We start from the raw sequence: 24,858 nt of genomic DNA on the forward strand, positions 1-24,858 counted from the left end.
AAGTAGACGAAGCCGCAACAGCAGCAAAACAAGCGATAGATAAAGCGGTTAACAACTCTGAAGTCGATAATGCGATTGATGTAGGTAAAACGGCCATCAATAATATTGAAGCTGATAATTCAGCAAAATCAAAAGCAATTAAGCACTTACAGGAATTAGTCAAACAACAGATGACAAAAATAGATTCTAATCACTTGGCAACTGAAGAAGAAAAAGCCAAAGCAAAACAAATGATTAAACTACTTTTTGAAAAAGCTAAAATTGAAATAGAAAAAGCTAAAACATCTTATAAAGTGAAAAAAATAGATGCAGAATATAGCAAATTAATTACTAAAACTGTACCTGAAAATAAAGCTAAATTAATTGCTAAGAAAAAAATTGAAAAAATAGCTAGACAATTGAAAAATAAAATAAATAATATGAATGGTGTTTCAAATGAGGAAAAAGTTAGAATTAAAGTCATCATTGAACAAATAGTTAAAAAATCATTCAAAGATATTGATCTTGCTTCAAGAAATAATACAATAAATAAGATAGTAAATGATGTTAAACTTCAATTTGCAAATATTAAAATTAACAAGCAAAATAATAAAAAATCACTTAGCAATAATGAAAATGCAAGTGTGATAGTAACTACTGAACAACATAAAACTAATAAAGCCTATCATAAAGTTAGAAATGAAAAAGGAAGATATCAATTACCAAACACTGGTATAAATAATGATAAATCAAGTCCATTAATTTCATTCACATTTGTAAGTGGATTATTCTTAATTTTAAGATCAATGAGAAGAAGAGCGTCGAAGTAAAAAATCAGATTTATATTTAATGGATTGCAAGATGAATAGTAAACTCCCTAAGATTATTCTACATATTACTAGAATAATCTTAGGGAGTTCTTTTATTAAAATTTACCTGCTTCGTAACCTGCCACATGTCCTGTAACAAGTGCACTTGTAATATTATAGCCACCTGTATAGCCGTGAATATCTAATACTTCTCCACATAAAAATAACCCAGGTTGTAATTTTGACATCATCGTTTTTGGCCAAATTTCTTTTAAACTTACACCACCACCAGTTACAAAGGCTTTATCAATTGGTAAAGTGCCGTTCACTTTAAAAGTAAAGGCTTTAAAACAGTCAACTAATTGTTTTAGTTGTTGGTTTGATAGGTGATGATATGTAGTATTTTCATCGATTTGAGCTTGTTTGAGCATAAATAACAAATATCGTTCTTCTATAAGTCCTCTTAAACTGTTTTTTATATACTTATCAGGTTCTTCATTTAAAATAGATGTTATTTTTTCCTCTAGAACATGATTTTTGTATTCTGGAAAAACATCTAATTGCATATTAATTTCTTTTTTCTTTTGATTTTTTTGTTCTTTATAAACAAATTGACTACATCTTAGTGCTGCTGGTCCACTTATACCAAAATGAGTAAATATCATATCCATTTGATGGCTAATTCGTTTTTTACCGTTTTTCTTAAGTACAGATAATTCTACATCTTTAAGACTTAAACCTTTAAGCTCTTTGGATTTAATAAATTGTTCTGCTGAAGTAATAGGAACTTCAGTAGGGAAGAGTTCGGTAATGCTATGACCTAAACTTTCCGCAAACTTGTAGCCATCTCCAGTTGAACCTGTTTGAGGTACACTTGTGCCTCCAGTTGCAATGATGACACTTTTACTTAAAAATAAGCCTTTATCAGTTTTAACTTCAAATATCCCATTGTCTTCTACATTAATAGCATTGACGATCGTTTCTTCTTTAATATCGACTTTATTTTGTTTAATGGTGTTTACAAGTGTATCTACTACATCTTGAGATTTATTAGATACTGGAAACATTCGGCCGTGATCTTCTTCTTTTAATTTGACGCCTCTAGATTCAAAAAAGTGTATGATTGATTCGTTATCAAATACAGAAAATGGGCTATATAAAAATTTTCCATTGCCTGGTATGTTTTTTATTATTTCTGCATATGGTAATCGATTGGTAACATTACATCTACCACCACCAGAAATTTTAAGTTTTCTACCTAAACCTTTCTTTTTCTCTAATAAAAGTACTTTTTCACTTTGTTCAGATGCGGCAACTGCAGCCATGAGTCCGCTAGGTCCACCACCTATGATTATTGTTTGATACATTGAGAAACCTCCGCCTTATTATCTTAGTGCTATTATTATAATTTAAATTACGATTGAATTCTTAACAATTTTAGTTATAATTTAAGATTGGTTCATTAACAAATGAATATATAACTTGATTTATTATGCGTTTAAACTTAAATTTAGTAAAACTATTAAAGTCATTAGTAAACAATTAGTATTTTGTGATATATTTTATAGTAATGCAAGCCCTTCAAAAAGGTTTTAAATTAAATAATTTGATTATTAAAAAGGCAGGAAGATTAAATATGAGTGAAAACAAGGAAATGGTAAGAGGTACCTTTCTCATTACATTAAGTATTCTAATAACTAAAATATTAGGTGTACTTTTTGTAATTCCTTTTTATGCCATTATGGGTGCAAATGCGGAAGAAAAGTTAGCACCATTTAACTATGCATATGTTCCATATAATATCGCAATTGCTATTGCAACAGCGGGAATACCATTAGCGGCCTCAAAATTTGTAGCTAAGTACAATGCTTTAGGTGCGTATAAAGTTGGACAAAAATTATATAAATCAAGTTTTATCGTGATGTCCATATCAGGAATAATAGGATTTTTAATTCTATTTTTCTTAGCGCCAGATATTGCTTCTTTAACATTAGGACGTAAAGAGGGCAAAGGCGGATGGACAATTGATGATATTACTTGGATCATTCGAGTGATAAGTATGGTAGTTGTATTTATACCGTTACTTGCTACATGGCGTGGTGTATTCCAAGGGTACGAATCCATGGGACCTACAGCTGTTTCTGAGGTAACAGAACAACTCGCTAGAATTGTGTTTATACTTATCGGAAGTTTCTTAGTATTAAATGTCTTTCATGGTTCTTACTTACAAGCAAATGGTGTAGCTACGTTTGCAGCCGCGATAGGTGCTATTGCTGGTTTACTAACGCTTTGGTACTACTGGCGAAAACGTAAGCCACATATTCAAAAAATGGTAGCATCTGATAATTCTGGACTAGATGTTTCTTATACTAAAATGTATAAAGAAATAATTTCATATAGTATTCCATTTGTTATTGTAAGTCTTAATTTCCCGCTATTTAATTTAGTGGACCAATTTACACACAATAATGCATTAGATGCAGCAGGATTCCATGCGAATAAAGACTATTTCTTTACTATCTTAAACTTTACAACAAACAAAATTGTTATGATACCAACATCATTAGCAGCGGGTTTTGCAGTTAGTTTAATACCATTTATTACCAAGACTTTTGCTGAAGGTCGCTTAACAGAAATGCATCGTCAAATTAGAACGTCTATTGGCGTATTAATGTACATAACAGTGCCAGCAAGTCTTGGAATAATGGCATTATCATCTCCTTTATACACTGTATTCTACCAATATAATCCAGATGGTAATAAAATACTATTTTACTATGCACCAGTTGCAATTTTAATTTCTTTATTAAGTGTAACTGCGTCAATGCTACAAGGGATTAACAAACAAAAATTAACAGTTTTTGTAATTTTAGGATCTGTGATTGTTAAATTAATCTTGAATATTCCATTAATTATGATATTCCATACAGCAGGTGCAGTTTTAAGTACAGCTATTGCGCTTACAGTCGCTAACATCGCGAACCTAATGATTTTGAAAATTTATGCTAAATTCCATTTTACAGATACATTTGTTCAAGTTGCTAAAATTTTCATTTATAGTTTAATCATGATGATAAGTGTTGAGGTTGTGTACTTTATTTTAAGCTTGTTCATATCTGTCGATCGTAAATCTGGAGCGTTTATTATTCTAATTATCGGCGTTATTGTAGGTGGTCTCATCTATGGCACAATTACAATTAAGAATAGATTGGCTGATGAGTTTTTAGGAGATTTACCTGGTAAAATTCGCCGAAAAGTTGGTTTCTTAAGATGAGATTAGATAAATTTTTAGCTAATATGGGTGTGGGAACACGTTCTGAGGTAAAGCAACTTTTAAAAAAAGGGACCGTTACAGTTAACGATTCGATAGAGAAATCACCTAAATGTCATATCGATCCAGAAGAGGATATTGTGATGGCAAACGGCAAACAAATTACGTTTATTAATCATATTTATATTATGCTCAATAAACCTAAGGGCTATATTTCAGCTACGCATGATGGAACAAATCGCACTGTCATAGATTTAATTCCAGAATATCAGCATTTAGATATCTTTCCTGTTGGTAGATTAGATAAAGATACTGAGGGATTATTGCTTATCACGAATGACGGTCAGTTTAGTCATGAATTGATGAGTCCCGTTAAACATGTATCAAAGACATATGAAGTCATCTCACAACATACGATATCTGATGATGATATTGAAGCTTTTAAGCAGGGGATCACGCTATCTGATGGACCAGTTAAACCTGCTTTACTAACAAGAGTAAATAAGACTACGTCACAGGTGACCATTTATGAAGGTAAGTATCATCAAGTTAAAAGGATGTTTCATGCCATTGAAAATGAGGTATTAGAATTAAAACGTCTTAAAATCGCTAATTTGGCGTTAGATGAAAATCTTAAATCTGGTGAGTATAAGTTACTCTCAGATGACGAATTAAAGCTTTTACAGCATTCATAAAGGAGAAGGTGTATACTATGTCTAAAACTACAGGCTTATTTAGAATTATTGCTGGTGTCGGTGCTGCAACTGCAGCAGTTGTATTATCTCGAAAAGAAAGTAGAGATAAATTAAAAGAGCAATATAATAAATACAAAGAAGATCCAGAAAGTTATAAAGAAAATGCAAAAGGATTAGCGAGCCAATTAGGTTCAAAAGCTAATGAAACAATTCAAGAGGTTAGAAATAACCCTCAAGAATACGCTAATCGCTTGAAAAATGATCCAAAATCATTTTTAGAAGAAGAAAAATCAAAATTTACTAATTTAGATGCAAACAAAGAAGATGCACTAGAAGAAGGTAAATTTGATGATGAAGGTGGCGCTACTGTTAATAATAATTTAAGAGTAGTCACTGAAGAAGATTTAAAGAAAAACAAAAATGCGTTAGAAGATAAAGATTAATGTAGATATACTCTGCGATATTTATAAGCGCATGAGAAATAAAAATAGGATAATGCTACTTTGCTAATTTGCAGTAGCTGACTGAACTGAGAATACACTTAAATCATGCTTTTTCAGTTCTAGTCATCCTTGCGGGGGTGGGACAATGAATTTGAAAAGAATTTTGTCCCATCCTTTTTTTATAAATATGGAATGTAAGATTTGTATATAAAAAATTTAAGGTCATTGATATGTATGATTTGCACAAATTGCGTCATATAGCGTTTAAATATGGAGACTTTATAAAATTTTTAACATAAATTTTTATAAAATCTATAAATATTCTGACATCTTACTGTAATTTTTCGTTATAGTTATGTAAAATAAACTGTATATTTATTGAAAAGGAAGTTGATCTCGAATGTGGAAAGAGAAAGTTCAAGAATATGAAGGTCAAATAATCGATGATTTGAAAGGTTTGCTTTCGATTGAGAGTGTCAGAGATGATTCAAAAGCATCTGATGAAACTCCAGTTGGTCCGGGGCCTCGTCAAGCGCTTGATTATATGTACGAAATAGCACAAAGAGATGGTTTTTCTACCCATGATGTAGATCATATTGCAGGCAGAATTGAAGCAGGTAAAGGTGACGATGTTTTAGGTATTTTATGTCATGTCGATGTCGTGCCTGCAGGAGATGGATGGGACTCAGATCCATTTAATCCTGTGGTAACTGATGATGCAATTATTGCTAGAGGTACACTAGACGACAAAGGACCGACAATAGCAGCCTATTACGCAGTTAAAATTTTAAATGAAATGAAAGTTGATTGGAAGAAACGTATTCATATCATTATTGGTACAGATGAAGAGTCTGATTGGAAATGTACTGAAAGATATTTCCAAACGGAAGAAATGCCGGCATTAGGATTTGCACCTGATGCAGAATTTCCAGCTATTCATGGAGAAAAAGGAATCACAACTTTCGATTTAGTTCAAAATAGTACGTCTGAAGATCAAGATGAACCAGATTATGAATTGATTTCGTTTGAATCTGGTCAACGTTACAATATGGTACCTGATCATGCTCAAGCACGCGTATTTGTCAAAGAAAACATGACCGACGTTGTTCAGCATTTTGAACATTATTTAGATGAGCATAAATTACAAGGTGAGAGTGTCGTTGATAGTGGAGAGTTAGTCCTAACGGTTGAAGGTAAAGCCGTTCATGGTATGGATCCATCATTAGGTGTTAATGCTGGCCTATACTTATTAGATTTCTTATCAACATTAAATCTAAATCAAACAGCAAGAGAATTTGTAGACTTTAGTAATCGTTACCTTCACGAATCACATTTTGGTGAGAAGATGGGAATGAAATTCCATACAGATGTTATGGGCGATGTAACTACAAATGTTGGTATTATTTCTTATGATCATAAACATGCTGGCCGATTTGGCATTAATTTACGTTATCCACAAAATTTTGAATTTGAAGAAGCTATACAGCGATTTACTAAAGAAATTAAAGAATATGGATTTGATCTTGAATTAGGCAAAGTTCAGCAACCTCATTTTGTAGACAAAAATGATCCTTTTGTACAAAAATTAGTAACAGCTTATAGAAATCAAACTGGCGATATGTCTGAACCCTATACAATAGGTGGAGGTACATATGCTAGAAACCTTGATAAAGGTGTGGCATTCGGAGCCATGTTTGAAGATTCAGAGGATTTAATGCATCAAAAGAATGAATATATTACTAAAAAACAATTATTCAATGCAACAAGTATCTATTTAGAAGCAATTTACTCACTATGTGTGGAGGGATAAACTATGACAAAAGTATTTATTAACGGTGAATTTTACGATCAAAATCAAGCAAAAGTCTCTTATGAAGATCGTGGTTATGTATTTGGTGATGGTATTTATGAATACATTCGAGCATATGACGGGAAATTATTTACAGTTACAGAGCATTTCGAGCGTTTTATAAGAAGTGCTGCGGAAATACAATTAGATTTAGGATATACAGTCGAAGAATTAATTGATGTCGTTAGAGAATTATTAAAGGTAAATCAAATAAAAAATGGTGGCATTTACATCCAAGCTACACGTGGTGTCGCACCAAGAAATCATTCTTTCCCAACACCTGACGTAAAGCCTGTCATTATGGCATTTGCTAAAAGTTACGATCGACCTTTTGAAGATTTAGAAAACGGAATCAATGCAGCAACTGTAGAAGATATTAGATGGTTGCGTTGCGACATTAAAAGTTTAAACCTTTTAGGAAATGTACTTGCAAAAGAATATGCAGTTAAATACAACGCAAGTGAAGCAATTCAACATAGAGGAGATATCGTTACAGAAGGCGCTTCAAGTAATGTGTATGCAATTAAAGATGGTGCAATCTATACGCATCCCGTTAATAATTACATTTTAAATGGTATTACGCGTAAAGTAATTAAATGGATATCTGAAGATGAAGATATTCCATTCAAAGAAGAAACGTTTACTGTTGAATTTTTGAAAAATGCTGATGAAGTCATTGTTTCAAGTACATCTGCCGAAGTGACACCTGTTGTTAAGATAGATGGTGAGCAAGTTGGTGAAGGCAAAGTAGGACCTGTTACGCGCAAACTTCAAGAAGGATTTAATAAATACATTGAAACGAGAAGTAATTAATTAAATAAATAATTGATTATTAAAGAACGTACTGATTCTAAATTTATAGAATTTGAGTACGTTCTTTTTGATTTTAAAATGTAAATAAATTTCATGAATTAAATTAAAAATACACAGTTTAAAGGTCTGAAAATGTGTTATAATAAAACCTAAAGATTGAAACGTAATTTAGCCATAATCGACTAGTAAAATGTATCTTTTTGTTTCTCATTTTCAGTTGAAAAAGAAGGCTAAAAATTATAAAATCATCATTGAGTGATAAAAGAGACGTATTTATTTAAATAAATGTTTGGGGACAGTAACATTTTATTTATAATAATGACTTATGTATAAAAATATAATTATTTTAGAAATATATAATCGTGTTTTCCAACAAACGATTATAACAAATTAGAATATATGGCTCTTGAAAACTATATTTCTCGAGCCATTTTCTAATTGAAAGTGAGGTGAACGAGTTGGAGCAGTTTTATCAATTAGGGTGGACACTTGATTCAGCAGGAGGTGCTTCTGGTGAAGCATATATGGCTGAACAGGACGGTCAAAAGCTATTCTTAAAGCGCAATTCTAATCCATTTATTGCAGCATTGTCAGCTGAAGGTATTGTACCTAAATTAGTATGGACCAAACGTATTGAAACAGGTGAAGTTGTCACAGCCCAACACTGGAAAAATGGCAGAGAACTTGAACCAGATGAAATGTATCAAGCACGTGTCGCTGCATTGCTTAAAAAGATTCATGGTTCTAAACCTTTACTGAATATGCTTAAACGTATGGAAATGGAACCCATCACGCCTAATATCATGTTGAAAAAGATTAATGCATCACTATCAAGAGAAGTATTAACACATCACATTATTCGTAAATCATTAACATACCTTGAAGAACATATCCCCAATATGGATTCTCGTTTCTTTACGGTTGTACATGGAGATGTTAATCATAACAACTGGTTATTATCTGATAGAGATGAATTATTCTTAGTAGATTGGGAAGGTGCAATGATTGCCGATCCTGCTATTGATATTGGAATGCTGCTCTATAACTACGTTCCCGAAAAAAATTGGTCTGACTGGTTTAAGACGTATGGCGTAGAAGAAAGCATAGACTTAAATAAACGTATGAAATGGTACACAGTCATTCAATCAATTGGTATGGTTCAATGGTATGAAGAGCAAAAAAGATTCAAAGATATGAATAATTGGCTAAAATTTTTAAATGAGGTTATGAATAGTAATTTATTTATCTAAGGGAGATTTCAAGTATGAGAGTTCGCTATAAACCATGGGCGGAAGATTATTTAAAAGAACATCCTGATTTAGTAGATATGGATGGCACACATGCAGGAAAAATGTCAGAGTGGTTTGATAAAGAACAACCCATCTATATAGAAATTGGCTCTGGTATGGGGCAGTTTATAACAACGTTAGCCTCTAAATTCCCAGAAATTAATTTTGTATCTATGGAACGCGAGAAAAGTGTCATGTATAAAGTACTTGATAAAGTGAAAGAACAAGGCCTGACAAATTTAAAAATGATATGTAATGACGCTATAGAATTAAATGAGTATTTCAATGATGGTGAAGTTGCACGTATTTATTTAAATTTCTCTGACCCATGGCCGAAAAAAAGACACGCTAAACGTCGATTAACATATCATACTTTTTTAGCGCTATATCAACAAATCCTTAAAGAAGATGGAGAAATCCATTTTAAAACGGATAACAGAGGCTTATTCGCGTTTAGTTTAGAAAGTATGTCGCAATATGGTATGTACTTTACTAAATTAAATCTCAATCTTCATGAAGAAGATGATGAAGACAATATATTGACAGAATATGAGAAGAAATTTTCCGATAAAGGTTCTAGAATTTATCGAATGGAAGCAAAATTTCATAAAGACATTGAACATTAATTTAAAGTTGTGACTTAGTTCGTCATAAAAATTCACGGTAGTTAGTGAGATTGAGTGAACGCTAAAGCATCACTTGTTATAGTTTGAAACGTCATTCCAAGAGTGGAACATTGAATTCGCCAAGAATTCTGTTCTGCTCTTTTCTGTTTATATATTCTTAAATTGGATATTGTAATGTAAGATTATTTCATATATTGAAATACTTGATAAATAAAAAGATGGAAGGTGTTTAATATGAAGTTAGGTGCATTTAATATCACTTATTTAAATGGCGGTATGACGAACATGGATGGTGGTGCTATCTTTGGCGTTGTACCTAAACCGCTGTGGACGAAAAAGTATGATGTGAATGAAAGAAATCAAGTTCCTAACTTAACATATCCAATTTTAATTCAGACTGGCGATAAGAACATTATCATCGATGCTGGAATTGGAAATCATAAATTAACAGACAAACAACTTAAAAATTATGGTGTCGAATATGAAAGTCATATTCAATTTGATTTAGAAAAATTAAATTTGACTGTGGAAGATATCGATATTGTATTAATGTCACATATGCATTTTGATCATGCGACAGGGTTAACGGATACTGAGGGTAATTCCATTTTTCCAAATGCAATTCACTATGTGCAACAAGACGAGTGGCATGAATTTATAAGTCCAAACATTCGTAGTAAAGCAACCTATTGGGGAATCAATAGAGGTACATATGAAGATAAAATGATACTTTTTGATGAATTAATTGAAATTTATCCAGGGATTCATATGAAGCATGTTGGTGGTCATAGTTATGGACAATCAATTATTACAATTGAGAGTGAAGGTGAGCGTGCAGTTCACATGTCTGATATATTACCTACAAATGCACATACTAATCCGCTTTGGGTTATGGCATATGATGATTACCCAATGACGTCTATTCGAGAAAAAGAAAGATTAATACCATACTTTATTTATCATGATTATTGGTTCTTATATTATCATGATAATGTTTATTTCGCGACGCAATATGAGTCAGATGGAAAGACGATTAAGCAATCAATTAAACGATAAAGAAAGTGATATAAAACGATTTGGTAACTTTGTTATCCATTTTTTATGAACGATTACAATAGGGAGCCGGACTAAGAATTTATAGTAATTCAGTCCAGCTCCCTATTTTTGTTCAGTTATTACAATTCAATAATATTTAAAATTTCACCAGATTTTGCATCTGCATAAAAGATATATTCCATCTTTTGATTATTCTTAACTTGCGTAATACCGCCTTGAAAAATGAAACGATTTGGATATAGATTGTCATCTACATAAGGCTCATGAAGAATAAACGATCCAGTGATATTCATAAAGTAAGATTTGGCTTCATTCAATACTTTATCAGGATTTTGCATTTTATTCTTTTCTTTTAGGAAATAAATAAAAAAGACAGTGGCTATACCTGTAACTAGAGCAACTGAAATTGAGATGTATTTGTAAGTTTGACGTGTCATAATCTCTACCTCTCTATTAATAGTTCTTATCATTAGTGTACCATATTCAAAATGATATAATACATTTAAGGAGTGTGTTAGTTAAGATGGATAAGCATAAAACATTAGAACGAATTAAGGCATTAACTGAATTACATGGTGCACCAGGTTTTGAAGAGGATGTACGAAATTATATGAAAAAAGAAATGTCACCATATGTTGATGAGTTTATCGTAAATTGTATGGGTGGTTTCTATGGCGTTAAAAAATCTAAAAAAGCTAATGCTAAAAAGGTAATGATTGCTGCGCATATGGATGAAATAGGGTTCATGATTACAAACATTACTTCGAATGGCATGCTACAGTTTACCAATCTTGGTGGTGTAGCAAACGATATTTGGCAAGGTCAACGTCTTCAAGTAAAAAATAGAAAAGGCGACATTATAGTAGGGATTGTCTCTAATATTCCGAAACATTTTAGAACAGGCAACGAAGCGGTGCCAGAAATAAAAGATTTGATGCTAGATATCGGTGCAAGTTCTGATGACGAAGTAAGACAGATGGGGATAGAAATAGGAGATACGATTGTTCCGAATACTGAATTAACGCAATTAACTGAACATCGATATAGCGCGAAAGCATGGGATAATCGATATGGTTGTGTCATTGCGATCGAAATATTAGAATTGTTGAAGAATGTCGATTTGGATGTTGATTTATACGTTGGCGCTAATGTTCAAGAAGAAGTAGGCTTACGTGGTGCTAAAGCAGCAGCTGAACTCATTCAACCCGATGTTGCACTTGTAGTGGATTGTTCTCCAGCAAATGATATTAAAGGTGCAAATCAATTATCAGGTGAATTAGGTGAAGGGACTTTAATTCGAATTAAAGACGGTACAATGATTTTACAACCTGAATTTAGAGACTATCTACTTAAATTAGCAGATGAAAATAATATAAATTACCAATATTATATTTCACCGGGTGGCACAGATGGTGGTGAAATTCACAAAGCTAATATTGGTATTCCAACTGCTGTAATTGGTGTTTGTGCTAGATACATTCACAGTACTAATGCTGTATTTGATATTAGAGATTATTTCTCAGCACGACAATTACTAGAACAAGTTATACTCAACTTAACTGAAGAGCAAATTAATAAATTACAATTTCAAGAATAAGGAGCAATTAGAATGATTAATTTAGAATCTGAATCACAATTCAAGTCACTTAAGAAAGAGCGTACCGTATTTGAATTTACGGCAGGTTGGTGTCCTGACTGTCGTGTCATTGAACCTGATTTACCTCAATTGGAAGAGAAATATAAAGATTTTAACTTCGTTTCTATAGATAGAGACCAATTTATAGATTTAGCCATAGAACATGATATCATGGGTATTCCAAGCTTTTTAGTATTTAAAGATGACGAATTAGTAGGAAGTTACATTGGAAAAGAACGCAAATCTATAGAACAAATCGATGAATTTTTAAGTCAGTTTGATAAATAAATAAAGCATATAAAAGGTTTTAAGAATGAAATGTACAATTGATTTTTTCTGTAATTGACCACAAATTTATTGTAAAATAGGATAAGGTGCGAATATAGGAGTGTTAACATGAATGTTTTTCAAGTAAGAGATAAATTGAAACAACGTTTAGCGCATTTAAATGTTGATTTTAAATTTGATCGTGAAGAAGAAACGTTACGTATATATAGACAAGACAATCATAAAGGCGTAACAATCAAATTAAACGCTATTGTCGCTAAATATGAAGTCCAAAAAGAGAAAATTATAGATGAGATTGTATATTATGTTGAAGAAGCCATCGCTCAAATGGATGATCAAAGTATTGAGAAAATGAATGACATTCAGATTATGCCTGTCATTCGTGCTACAAGCTTTGATAAAAAAAACAAAGATGGTCATCCATTTATAATTGAAAAGCATACAGCAGAAACAAATATCTATTATGCACTCGATTTAGGTAAATCTTATCGCTTAATTGACGAAAGTATGCTTGAATCACTTGGATTGACTGAACAACAAGTTAAGGAAATGTCATTATTCAATATACGTAAACTTAATAATCAATATAAAACAGATGAAGTTAAAGGAAATATTTTTTATTTTGTAAACTCTAACGATGGCTATGATGCCAGTCGTGTTTTAAATACCAAATTTTTAGATGATATCTATCAACAATGTGAAGGTGAAATGTTAGTAGCTGTACCACATCAAGATGTCTTAATTATTGCTGATATTCGAAATAAAACTGGTTATGATGTAATGGCACATTTAACTATGGAATTCTTTACTAAAGGATTAGTCCCTATTACTTCATTATCATTTGGTTATGAAAAAGGTCACTTCGAACCTATCTTCATTTTGGGGAAAAATAACAAACAAAAAAGAGACCCCAATGTGATACAACGATTGGAAGCAAATCGTAAAAAATTTAATAATAAGAAATAATTGATATAGAGGAGATTTAAAATGAATTTATTTTACAATAAAGAAGGCGTAGGGGATGTAGCTTTTCTACAAATTGAACCTACAAATGGACCGTTTGAATATAAAAAATCCGGAGATGTTGTTGAAATTAGTAAAGAAGGAACGATTGTTGGCTTCAATCTATTTAAGTTTTCAAATTATCATCAAATCAACGGTAATGGACATATTAAATTAACTTCTGAGCTTGTAGATGCATTACAAAAAGCTATTAATGAATCTGGATTAACGTATCAACTAAATGCAGATTTATCTCCTAAATTTGTAGTTGGTTATGTTGAAACTAAAGATAAGCATCCAGATGCGGATAAATTAAGTATTTTAAAAATAGATGTCGGTAATGACCATTTACAAATCGTTTGTGGTGCGCCAAATGTAGAAGCTGGACAAAAAGTGGTTGTTGCTAAAGTTGGTGCCGTAATGCCAAGTGGAATGGTTATCAAAGATGCTGAATTACGTGGTGTTGCTTCAAGCGGTATGGTTTGCTCAATGAGAGAACTAAATTTACCTAATGCACCTCAAGAAAAAGGTATTATGGTTTTAAGTGATGACTATAAAGTCGGTCAAGCATTTTTTGATGAATAAAGGAAGGAAGTGAATGTATGAGTTGGTTTGATGATTTATTTAGTAACAAAGACAATTCTGATGATGAATTGCTTAGACGCAAAAGTAAACGTCGCAATGGCGATCTAACTCAAAGCAAAGATGATTCATTACTTCCTGAAAATAATGATATTTACGATCGTCCAAAAGGTAAGTTTCGATTCCCAATCGATGTGGGTCGAGATGAAACGTATGAAGAAGCAACTTATCGCGAAAGTAATGATGATAAAGAGAACCATTCAACATTGAAAGATAATCAATACGGTTCATATGAATATGATGACTATACGGGTCACATGAATAGTTACTCAGATGATGATCGTGCTGAAAACGCAAGAAGACATCGTAGAAGAAAACATGTGAGTCAAGATGATTCTGGTATGCCTTCTATTAAGTCAAGAACTTCTCAAACATCAAGTAGAACTCATAATACTAGTACATCTCAACGTTTTAACAAACGTCAAAATACACATTCTAGAACGAATAATGCTAATTACAGAAGCGCTAATTCAAATCAATCTAGGATGAAATTACAATCAGAAAGATTCAAATCGAATTATCATTTGAGTTCTGAACCTACATATCACCGTTCAAGTTTTAAAACTTCAGAAGTACCATCAGCTATTTTCGGAACTAAAAAGCGTAGACCTATTGAAAACGGTGTTATACCACCAGTGAAAGATGACACAGATACAAGTGAGTCTAAAACCAAGCATCATTCGAGCACGGTAGAACACGTTCCGCATGAAAGTAAAAATGAAAAAGATAGCAGACAAAAATTTGATGGTGAACATTCAACTTCACAAGAGAATGCACCAGTTAACAGTGAACAACAATCAATCGTTGAAGGAAATGCTGATACTTCTAATCACTATGAACGTACGCCAAACTATTCAAAACGTGATAACACGGTAAATATAGAAAATATTTATGCTTCTCAAATCGTAGAGGAGATTAGAAAAGAAAGAGAGCGTAAAGTTCAACAAAAACGTAAATTTAAACAAGCATTGCAAAACAAACGTCAACAGACTGATGAAGAAGATAGTATTCAAAGAGCTATTGATGAAATGTATGCTAAGCAAGCTGAACAATATATTGGCGAAAGTTCATTAAACCACTCTGACCATTTACATAGTGATGTAACAGAGGATGTAAATGATGAGTACAAAAACAACAATGACCATGTTAAGAGCCAAGCACAAGCAGAAGACGTTGCGCATCATGAGACATCTAACGCTCAATCGAAAGATGATAGTGACATAGACCATAATATTGAACAACAAGAGTATATCGAAGAGACAAATGCACCTTATAATTATGAAGAGATTGATTTAAACCAAGTTTCAAGTGTGCAAGAAGTTAACCAAGATGATGTACAAGTTAAAGATGTTCCAAATGATCAATTATCAAATGTTAATCATGATGAGGCACAACGTCATTCTAATGAAGCGATTGACGAATCTACAAAAGAATCAAATTACCATCACGAAATAGCAGATGAAGAAGCGGTAAAATTACAATCTAATAATGATGATTCAGATAGTTTAAGTGAAAACATTCATGACGACAACCATAATGGAACTGTTGATGATGCACAATTTAGAGAAATAGATGACGTGGAGTCACACACTGACAGTATGTCCGAAAATGAATCTTTATCAGATGAAACATCTGCCATAGAAGATGATGAAGAAGTATCAACTGAAAATGTGAATCATGCAATTAAAAATGCTGTAACGTCTGAAGTGAAATATGCCACTAAAGAAGATGACGAAACGAATGGAGTCTCTCAAAATACAAATATAGAGGGCCAAAATGTATCACAGTCAACGAAAACACATAATGAACCTTCTAATAAAATGGATGATTCATTTGCAGTTAAAGATACAGATGAATCAGTACAAGGTGTGGAAGATGAACACATTAACAATGGCGACGATAAATCAGAAATAACACATAAGGAAGCTAAAAAAGTACCTGAAAAAATGTCTATCACGCCAGGAAGTAAACCGTTTAATGTAGTTATGACACCTTCTGATAAAAAAAGAATGATGGATGCAAAAAAAGAATCTGTATCGAAACATAAAGTGAATGTGCCAGAATTAAAGCCTGAGACAAAACAACATATTCAAACTAAAAAGCGTGAATCAGAAATCAACCATCATACAAATGAATCTCGTGACAATGAAAATACATTATCTGAGTCTCAAACAGAGTCTACGCATTCAAACTATCATATCAATCATTCAGATGAACAAGATAAAAATTTAAATAATGACATAAACAGAGATGACGATAACTTAGTAGAAAAACCTCTCGAAAACAGCCAAAATACTGATACAGACAGTGAAGAACAATCTAACCAAGCTGTACATTCAAATCATGATATGAACAATCATCAAGAAGTGAATCCAACCGTTTCAGCAGACGATCAAACTATTGTATCTTCAAACCACCATCAAAAAGAAGATCATAATGCTAAAGGTACAATTAGAAAAGGTCCAAATATTAAACTACCTAGCCTTGATTTATTAGAAGATCATGAGGCACATGAAATCGATGAGGCATGGATTGAAGAGAAGAAACAAGAGCTAAATGATGCCTTTTATTATTTTAATGTACCGGCTGAAGTGCAACATGTAACTGAAGGACCAAGTGTAACTCGGTTTGAATTGGCAGTAGAGAAGGGTGTCAAAGTTTCACGTATTACAGCTTTACAGGATGATATTAAAATGGCGTTGGCTGCGAAAGATATTCGAATTGAAGCACCAATTCCTGGAACAAGTTTAGTAGGTATTGAAGTACCAAACTTAAATCCTACGAAAGTTAACTTAAAATCTATTTTAGAAAGTCCAAAATTTAAAAATGCTGAGTCTAAATTAACCGTAGCTATGGGTAATAGAATTAACAATGAACCATTGTTAATGGATATTGCTAAGACACCACACGCCCTTATTGCGGGTGCAACTGGATCAGGTAAATCAGTCTGTATCAATAGTATCTTAATGTCATTACTTTACAAAAATCATCCAGAAGAATTAAGGTTATTACTAATTGATCCTAAGATGGTTGAACTTGCACCATACAACGATTTACCGCATTTAGTTTCACCGGTTATTACTGATGTAAAGGCAGCAACTCAAAGTTTAAAATGGGCCGTTGACGAAATGGAAAAACGTTACAAATTATTTGCGCAATTCCATGTAAGAAACATTACTGCTTTCAACAAAAAAGCACCGTATGAGCAAAGAATGCCAAAAATTGTTATTGTTATTGATGAGTTAGCAGATTTAATGATGATGGCACCGCAAGAGGTAGAACAATCAATTGCTCGAATAGCACAAAAGGCGCGTGCATGTGGCATTCATATGTTGGTTGCAACACAACGACCATCTGTCAATGTTATAACTGGCTTAATTAAAGCCAATATACCTACACGTATTGCATTTATGGTATCTTCAAGCGTTGACTCAAGAACCATTTTAGACAGTGGTGGTGCGGAACGCTTGTTAGGCTATGGCGATATGCTTTACTTAGGTAGTGGAATGAATAAACCAATTCGTGTCCAAGGTACATTCGTTTCAGATGATGAGATTGATGATGTAGTTGATTTCATTAAAGAACAAAGAGAACCGAACTATTTGTTCGAGGAGAAGGAATTACTTAAAAAGAACCAAACACAAGCTCAAGACGAATTATTCGATGATGTGTGTGAATTTATGGTTAAAGAAGGACATATTTCCACTTCATTAATTCAAAGACACTTCCAAATTGGTTATAACCGTGCTGCACGAATCGTAGACCAACTTGAACAGTTAGATTATATTTCTGGTGCAAACGGTTCTAAACCTAGAGATGTATTTATTACTGAAGCAGATTTAAAGAAAGATTAATTTAAAGGAGTTTTATGTATATGACGCATTATCATTTTGTTGGTATTAAAGGCGCAGGAATGAGTTCATTAGCACAAATCATGCATGATTTAGGACATGAGGTGCAAGGATCTGACATAGAAAAATATGTATTCACAGAAGTAGCATTAAAAAATAAAGGAATTAAAATACTACCATTTAATAGTGATAACATTAAAGAAGGTATGGTAGTCATTCAAGGTAATGCGTTTCCAGATACTCATGAAGAAATTGTTAAAGCGCATGATTTAAAATTAGACGTGATACGTTATCATGATTTCTTAGGTCATGTGATTGATCAATACACATCTGTTGCAGTTACAGGTGCACACGGAAAAACATCAACAACTGGTTTACTGTCTCATGTTATGAATGGTGATAAAAAAACATCATTCTTAATTGGAGATGGTACTGGTATGGGATTACCTGCAAGTGACTATTTTGCATTTGAGGCGTGTGAGTACCGTCGTCATTTCTTAAGTTACCATCCAGACTATGCCATTATGACTAATATTGATTTCGACCACCCTGATTATTTTAAAGACATTGAAGATGTTGCAAGTGCTTTCCAAAGTATGGCACATAATGTTAAAAAAGCGATTATTGCTTGGGGTGATGACGAACATTTAAGACAACTTGAAGCGGACGTACCAATTTATTATTATGGTTTAAACAAAAATGATGATATATATGCCGATAATATTCAAATAACTGATAAAGGTACACAATTTGATGTTTACGTTAATGGTGAATATTATGATCAATTTTTATCACCACAATACGGAGATCATAATATCCAAAATGCATTAGCAGTTATCGCGATTAGTTACCTTGAAAAGATGGACGTCAAGAATATTAAAGAAGCATTGGAAACATTTGGTGGTGTAAAACGTCGCTTTAATGAAACAAATGTTGCTAATCAAGTATTAGTAGACGATTACGCTCACCATCCAAGAGAAATAAGTGCTACAATTGAAACAGCACGTAAAAAATATCCAAATAAAGATATTGTGGCAGTTTTCCAACCTCACACATTTTCAAGAACACAAGCTTTCTTAGAAGAATTTGCAGCATCACTAAGCAAAGCGGATCATGTTTATTTATGTGAAATATTTGGTTCAATTCGTGAAAATACAGGTGATTTAACAATTCAAGATTTAATAAATCGTATTGACGGATCTGCGCTAATCGATGAAAATAATATTGACGTATTAGAACAATTTGATAATGCTGTTATCTTATTTATGGGCGCTGGTGACATTCAAAAGTTACAACGTGCTTATGAAGAACATGTCGGCATGACAAATGAATTTTAATATGTTTATATATAATTATGTTGGGTATTAATAATTAATAGCTTTTATTTAAAAGTAAATGGTATTTAGGAGGCGTTTTTAATGGATTGGATTTTACCAATTGCTGGAATTATCGCCGCGATTGCATTCTTAGTATTATGTATTGGAATCGTTGTCGTTTTAATTTCAGTTAAAAAGAATTTAGATCACGTTGCTAAAACACTTGATGGTGTTGAAGGACAAGTTCAAGGTATTACACGTGAAACAACTGATTTACTTCACAAAGCTAACCGCTTAACTGAAGATATTCAAGGCAAAGTTGAACGCTTAAATTCTGTTGTCGATGGTGTTAAAGGTATCGGCGATTCAGTACAAAATTTAAATGGTTCAGTTGATCGTGTAACTAACTCAATTACACATAATATTTCTCAAAATGAAGATAAAATTTCTCAAGTAGTTCAATGGTCTAATGTTGCAATGGAAATTGCTGACAAATGGCAAAATAGACACTACCGTAGAGGAAGTGCAAACTACAGAAACACATCTGTAGGTAATGATGCAAATCATGCAAACGAAAATTACACTACTAACGTTGAGAAAAACTTTTAATATGATTCAATCAAATGCACTTAAATGAGGTTTTTACTTATTTAAGTGCTTTTCTTATAGGAGGAGCTAATATGAGTAAGAAATATAATCGTGACGCATTTGAAACGACAAATTCTGGAAATGATTTACACGGACAAGGTGCAAATCAACAAGATAGTGCAGCACAATCAAATGCGACTAAACATTACAATAGAGATGACTTTGAAAAAAATAATCATGGCCATGATTTACATGATAATGGCCCAAATCAAAAAGATGGTAAGTCTAGACAAGGTTTAAATACAGAGCATTATAATAGAGATGCATTTGTCACAAATAATTCTGGTAAAGACTTACATGGTCAAGGTGCAAATCAAAAGACTAATGGAGAGGATGTTACTAGTTCTCAATATAGTCACAACAAATACAGTTCTCATCCATCACGTAAAGACTTTGTGATTAGTTTTATTACAGGTGCTTTAATTGGTTCAGCGGTTGGACTCTTTTATAAAAATAAAGCCGAAGAAAAAATTGATAGCGCAAAAAATAAAGAACAAGAATTAAGACATCGTTATCAAAATATTAAGCAACAAACTGAGAATAATATTGAAAATGTAAAACAAAAAATTGAAGACTTTAGAAATAAAGACCATTCAGAAGTTAGTAAAGAAGCACTTGTTGCACAACAAAATGCAATCAAAAAGGAAACGTCAGATAATTTAGCGGATCAATCACCACAAGCGCAAGAAATCCAAGAAGCTAAGGCTGAAGCACTTAAAGAGCAAGATACAAAAGATATTACTGCAACAGAATTAGCAGCGCAACAAAATGCGATCAAAGCGGAAACGTCAGATAATTTAGCGGATCAATCACCACAAGCGCAAGAAATTCAAGAAGCTAAAGCTGATGATAATGAACATTTAAGAAACAATGAAGGCAATAGTGCAGAAGAAATTGTCGCGCAACAAAATGCGATTAAAGCAGAAACATCAGATAACTTAGCGGATCAATCACCACAAGCACAAGAAATTCAAGAAGCTAAGAAAGAGACTGAAAAAGAACAACAATCTAAAGAGGTTAGTGCAACTGAATTAGCAGCGCAACAAAATGCAGTTAAAGTTGAATCATCTAAACATAATTTATCTGATCCTTCAACTAGTGGTGAAACGAGCAATCATCAACATGTGAATGCAAAAAATATAGCATCTGCAGCACGTACAAAGAAAAATAAAATAGATAATGATGCAAATGTTGCGCGTAAAACAAAAACGTTATTAGAAGAACCGGCAATTGCTAAATCATCAGGCGATAAAAAGGTCCCTAATTTAGTTACAAAAAAAGAAATTAATAAAGCTGAAGATCAAGTTAAAAATAATCAAGCACATGCATCTGCTAAATTTGAAAATGGTGTCATTACACACGATACTAAATCAGCTAATGAAAAAGCAAAAGGCAATACTAAGAAAAAGCAAAAGGCAACAAAAGCTAAAAATAAAACACCTAAGCAACAACAAAGAACTGAAAAAGCAAAAAGTAAAATCGATAAACGTACCTTTAATGATTAATAAAGCTAATGCTTTTATTTAAAGTGAGGTTTTAATCACTAAATGGAGTGGATTCAGAAATCTGTTAATTAAATTAGATTTTTGATTCGCTCCTTTTTCTTATTTTTATAAAAAAGTGAATATCAAATTTGATATAATAATTAGACAATTCATAAATTTTAGATAATTTATGAACTAGAACGGTTGAACTATTATTTTTTAATTGTTAGAATATTATCTAACTAATATTATTTTATCGCTTTAAAGTGATATAATTATACAAGTAACTTTTATTGAGGTGAGTAGTAATGTCAACTAAATTAGAGCAATACAGAGAAGAGATTGTTTCGATTAATAATCAAATTTTAGATTTATTATCTAAGCGTGGAGAATTAGCACAAAAAATAGGTGAAGAGAAAATTAAACAGGGTACAAAGGTTTATGATCCACAACGCGAAAAAGAAATGATTAATGAGTTAATGGATCGTAATCAAGGACCTTTTAATGATAATGTAATAAAGCAATTATTTAAAGAAATTTTTAAAGCTTCTACTGATTTACAAAAATCTGAAAATGAAAAACATTTATATGTGTCTCGTAAATTAAAACCAGAAGATACGATTGTTCAGTTTGACAATGGTGGCGTTATTGGTGATGGCAATAAATCATTTGTATTTGGACCTTGCTCTGTTGAATCACAAGAACAAGTTGATGCGGTCGCAAAAGATTTACAAGCAAAAGGAGAAAAATTCATTCGCGGTGGCGCATTCAAACCTCGTACATCACCATATGATTTCCAAGGACTAGGTGTTGAAGGGCTTAAAATTTTAAAAAATGTAAAAGATAAATTTGGTCTTAATGTTGTCAGTGAAATTGTAAATCCTGCTGATTTCGAAATTGCCGACGAATACTTAGATGTGTTCCAAATTGGTGCTCGAAACATGCAAAACTTTGAATTATTAAAAGAAGCTGGAAGAACGAACAAACCTATCCTCTTAAAACGAGGCTTATCGGCTACAATTGAAGAATTTACTTTCGCTGCTGAGTATATTGCTTCTCAAGGCAATAAAAATATTATTCTTTGTGAGCGTGGTATCCGTACTTACGAAAAAGCAACAAGAAATACGTTAGATATTTCTGCAGTGCCTATTTTGAAACAAGGCACACACTTACCTGTAATGGTAGATGTAACGCATAGCACAGGACGTAAGGACATTATGTTACCAACTGCTAAAGCTGCGTTAGCTGTTGGTGCTGATGGCGTAATGGCAGAAGTGCATCCAGACCCATCTGTCGCATTAAGTGATAGTGGCCAGCAAATGGATTTAAATGAATTTAATCAATTTTACAATGAATTAAAACCATTAGCAGAATTGTATAATTCAAAAAAATTAAAATAATAAATTAATCGTCTAAATATATAAATGAAATGAGCTATTCATTTTACTGAATTAAGAGTATGTTTTATAATACCTTTTTCTAGTAATCATGAATAGCTTTTTAAATTGCAATTATTGATAAAATCTACGACCATTGAATGAATTTCATTTCAAATATATATTATGTTAAATTACGCTTTTATGATAAAAATAATATAAAATATGACATAAATGTGAAAATATTAGCAATAGGTTTGAATGAAAGCGATTTTGTGGTAAACTTTGAAAATGAAATGAAAACACGTTATAATAACAATTAAAACGCTTACAAGGAGGAAATTATGACAGTAACTATATATGATGTTGCTAGAGAGGCCCGAGTATCTATGGCAACCGTTTCACGAGTAGTGAATGGTAATCAAAACGTTAAACCTGAAACAAGAAAAAAAGTTAATGAAGTAATTAAAAGATTAAATTATCGACCAAACGCTGTTGCAAGAGGACTAGCTAGTAAACGAACAACAACAGTAGGCGTTATTATCCCTGATATTTCTAACATCTATTATTCTCAATTAGCTCGTGGTATTGAGGATATAGCGACAATGTATAAATATCATTCTATTATTTCGAACTCAGATAATGATTCTGAGAAAGAAAAAGAAATATTTAATAACTTATTAAGTAAGCAAGTAGATGGTATTATCTTCTTAGGTGGCACAATTTCGAATGAGATCAAAGATTTAATAAATCAATCATCTGTTCCAGTTGTAGTATCAGGTACAAACGGAAAAGATGATAACATCGCTTCTGTTAATATTGATTTTAAAACGGCAGCAATGGAGATTACCGAACAACTCATCCAATCAGGTGCTAAAGAGTTTGCATTAGTAAGTGGTGATTATTCTAAAAAAGCACAAGAAGATGTGCTAATTGGTCTTAAAGAAGTGTTAGATCGTCATCAACTAAAATTAAATGATACTGTACAATTCTCAGGTTCTGAAAGTTATAAAGATGGTATTAAGGTATTTGAAGATTTAAAAGATCATCTACCTGATGCTATATTATCAATTAGTGATGAACAAGCGATTGGTATCATGCATAGTGCACTAGATGCAGGCATACGCGTTCCAGAAGACTTACAAATTGTCAGCTTTAATAATACTCGATTAGTAGAAATGGTGAGACCAAAATTATCGAGTGTGATTCAACCACTATATGATATCGGCGCTGTTGGCATGCGTTTATTAACTAAATATATGAATGAAGAAGAAATTGAAGAACCAAATGTAATATTGCCACACCGCATTGAGTACAGAGGAACTACGAAAGATTGATGTTAAGCATTTGAAATAAGAATAAGACACACTTCATCTTTGTGGGAGAAGTCCTAACTGCAAGTGTTTCAATGAGAAAATTTACGCGTTAATAGATAGGGAGTAGAGGCTGGGACATAAATAATATAATAGAGCTATTTTGCAAATTCGCAGTAGCTGACTGAACTGAGAAGGCGCTTAAATCAAGCTTTTCTCAGTTCTAGTCACCCTTGCGGGCGGGGCCCCCAACAAAGAGAATTTCACTAAGAAATTCTACAAGCAAAGCAAGTTGGGAGTCGGGGCCCCAGCAAAGAGAATTTCATCAAGAAATTCTACAAACAAAGCAAGCTGGGAGTGGACGACGAATTTAAAAGAATTCTGTCCCACTCCCTATCATTTCAAATTAAAACTGTTTTAATAAATTAGCCATTTCAATCGCACTCACTGCCGCTTCGGCACCTTTATTTCC

At 32.5% G+C, this 24,858-nt stretch carries 21 protein-coding genes and 1 pseudogene; 19 read left to right on the plus strand and 3 right to left on the minus strand.

What is annotated here, in order from left to right; translation table 11 throughout:
- The coding region (locus KA909_RS11130) for a DUF1542 domain-containing protein (protein WP_210130218.1) at window positions 1-809 on the plus strand (809 nt) is incomplete at its 5' end.
- A 95-nt stretch (window positions 810-904) separates the two neighbouring features.
- Here the strand turns inward: KA909_RS11130 and KA909_RS11135 are convergent.
- On the minus strand, window positions 905-2,155 hold the full coding sequence (locus KA909_RS11135; protein ID WP_193839201.1) for a BaiN/RdsA family NAD(P)/FAD-dependent oxidoreductase: 1,251 nt from the start codon (window positions 2,153-2,155) through the stop codon (window positions 905-907).
- Window positions 2,156-2,424: 269 nt separating this feature from the next.
- Here KA909_RS11135 and KA909_RS11140 point away from each other — a divergent pair, with 269 nt between their 5' ends.
- From KA909_RS11140 to KA909_RS11175, 8 genes are all read left to right on the plus strand, one after another.
- Window positions 2,425-4,062 (plus strand): putative polysaccharide biosynthesis protein, encoded by a 1,638-nt coding sequence (locus KA909_RS11140; protein WP_193839202.1) that lies wholly within the window; start codon window positions 2,425-2,427, stop codon window positions 4,060-4,062.
- Window positions 4,059-4,754 (plus strand): pseudouridine synthase, encoded by a 696-nt coding sequence (locus tag KA909_RS11145; RefSeq protein ID WP_210130219.1) that lies wholly within the window; start codon window positions 4,059-4,061, stop codon window positions 4,752-4,754. Before KA909_RS11140 ends, KA909_RS11145 begins: the two co-directional genes overlap by 4 nt.
- 17 nt (window positions 4,755-4,771) lie before the next feature.
- Complete coding sequence (locus KA909_RS11150; protein WP_053030512.1) at window positions 4,772-5,197, plus strand: YtxH domain-containing protein; 426 nt, start codon at window positions 4,772-4,774, stop codon at window positions 5,195-5,197.
- 400 nt (window positions 5,198-5,597) lie between these two features.
- Window positions 5,598-7,007: a Cys-Gly-3M3SH dipeptidase gene (locus KA909_RS11155; RefSeq protein ID WP_053030510.1), complete on the plus strand. Its 1,410-nt coding sequence runs from the start codon at window positions 5,598-5,600 to the stop codon at window positions 7,005-7,007.
- A 3-nt stretch (window positions 7,008-7,010) separates the two neighbouring features.
- Window positions 7,011-7,859, plus strand: coding sequence for a D-amino-acid transaminase (dat, locus tag KA909_RS11160; RefSeq protein WP_193839204.1), 849 nt, complete (start codon window positions 7,011-7,013; stop codon window positions 7,857-7,859).
- A gap of 458 nt (window positions 7,860-8,317) precedes the next feature.
- Window positions 8,318-9,109: a phosphotransferase family protein gene (locus KA909_RS11165; RefSeq protein WP_053030507.1), complete on the plus strand. Its 792-nt coding sequence runs from the start codon at window positions 8,318-8,320 to the stop codon at window positions 9,107-9,109.
- Between the two features lie 14 nt (window positions 9,110-9,123).
- Window positions 9,124-9,774 (plus strand): tRNA (guanosine(46)-N7)-methyltransferase TrmB, encoded by a 651-nt coding sequence (gene trmB / locus KA909_RS11170; RefSeq protein ID WP_053030505.1) that lies wholly within the window; start codon window positions 9,124-9,126, stop codon window positions 9,772-9,774.
- A gap of 234 nt (window positions 9,775-10,008) precedes the next feature.
- Window positions 10,009-10,830, plus strand: coding sequence for a YtnP family quorum-quenching lactonase (locus KA909_RS11175; RefSeq protein WP_193839205.1), 822 nt, complete (start codon window positions 10,009-10,011; stop codon window positions 10,828-10,830).
- A 119-nt stretch (window positions 10,831-10,949) separates the two neighbouring features.
- Here the strand turns inward: KA909_RS11175 and KA909_RS11180 are convergent, their stop codons facing one another.
- Window positions 10,950-11,267: a hypothetical protein gene (locus KA909_RS11180; RefSeq protein ID WP_075108641.1), complete on the minus strand. Its 318-nt coding sequence runs from the start codon at window positions 11,265-11,267 to the stop codon at window positions 10,950-10,952.
- An 86-nt stretch (window positions 11,268-11,353) separates the two neighbouring features.
- Between KA909_RS11180 and KA909_RS11185 the strand changes: the two genes are divergently transcribed.
- The 10 genes from KA909_RS11185 to ccpA all read left to right on the plus strand — a co-directional run bounded on the left by KA909_RS11185 (window position 11,354) and on the right by ccpA (window position 24,410).
- The gene (locus tag KA909_RS11185; protein WP_193839206.1) at window positions 11,354-12,427 is read left to right on the plus strand and encodes a M42 family metallopeptidase; all 1,074 of its coding nucleotides are present in this window, start codon (window positions 11,354-11,356) and stop codon (window positions 12,425-12,427) included.
- A gap of 12 nt (window positions 12,428-12,439) precedes the next feature.
- Complete coding sequence (locus KA909_RS11190; RefSeq protein ID WP_075108643.1) at window positions 12,440-12,754, plus strand: thioredoxin family protein; 315 nt, start codon at window positions 12,440-12,442, stop codon at window positions 12,752-12,754.
- Window positions 12,755-12,862: 108 nt separating this feature from the next.
- Window positions 12,863-13,720 (plus strand): DUF1444 domain-containing protein, encoded by an 858-nt coding sequence (locus tag KA909_RS11195; RefSeq protein ID WP_193839207.1) that lies wholly within the window; start codon window positions 12,863-12,865, stop codon window positions 13,718-13,720.
- A gap of 21 nt (window positions 13,721-13,741) precedes the next feature.
- Entirely contained in the window at window positions 13,742-14,341 is a 600-nt protein-coding gene (gene ytpR / locus KA909_RS11200) for a YtpR family tRNA-binding protein (protein ID WP_193839208.1), read from the plus strand.
- Between the two features lie 17 nt (window positions 14,342-14,358).
- Window positions 14,359-18,252, plus strand: a complete 3,894-nt coding sequence (locus tag KA909_RS11205; RefSeq protein ID WP_193839209.1) for a DNA translocase FtsK — start codon at window positions 14,359-14,361, stop codon at window positions 18,250-18,252.
- 20 nt (window positions 18,253-18,272) lie between these two features.
- Window positions 18,273-19,586 (plus strand): UDP-N-acetylmuramate--L-alanine ligase, encoded by a 1,314-nt coding sequence (gene murC / locus KA909_RS11210; RefSeq protein WP_053030489.1) that lies wholly within the window; start codon window positions 18,273-18,275, stop codon window positions 19,584-19,586.
- 81 nt (window positions 19,587-19,667) lie between these two features.
- Window positions 19,668-20,174, plus strand: coding sequence for a DUF948 domain-containing protein (locus KA909_RS11215; protein WP_053030488.1), 507 nt, complete (start codon window positions 19,668-19,670; stop codon window positions 20,172-20,174).
- Between the two features lie 71 nt (window positions 20,175-20,245).
- On the plus strand, window positions 20,246-21,718 hold the full coding sequence (locus tag KA909_RS11220; RefSeq protein ID WP_193839210.1) for a Maebl: 1,473 nt from the start codon (window positions 20,246-20,248) through the stop codon (window positions 21,716-21,718).
- A 287-nt stretch (window positions 21,719-22,005) separates the two neighbouring features.
- Window positions 22,006-23,097: a bifunctional 3-deoxy-7-phosphoheptulonate synthase/chorismate mutase gene (locus KA909_RS11225; protein ID WP_053030484.1), complete on the plus strand. Its 1,092-nt coding sequence runs from the start codon at window positions 22,006-22,008 to the stop codon at window positions 23,095-23,097.
- A 320-nt stretch (window positions 23,098-23,417) separates the two neighbouring features.
- A complete protein-coding gene (gene ccpA, locus KA909_RS11230) occupies window positions 23,418-24,410 on the plus strand; it encodes a catabolite control protein A (RefSeq protein ID WP_193839211.1) in 993 nt (330 codons plus the stop codon).
- Window positions 24,411-24,792: 382 nt separating this feature from the next.
- Here the strand turns inward: ccpA and KA909_RS11235 are convergent.
- Window positions 24,793-24,858, minus strand: a pseudogene (locus KA909_RS11235) (6,7-dimethyl-8-ribityllumazine synthase); the annotation flags it as partial.

This window comes from Staphylococcus sp. GDX8P54P (assembly GCF_017893165.1).
GTDB classification, from domain to species: Bacteria; Bacillota; Bacilli; order Staphylococcales; family Staphylococcaceae; genus Staphylococcus; species Staphylococcus borealis.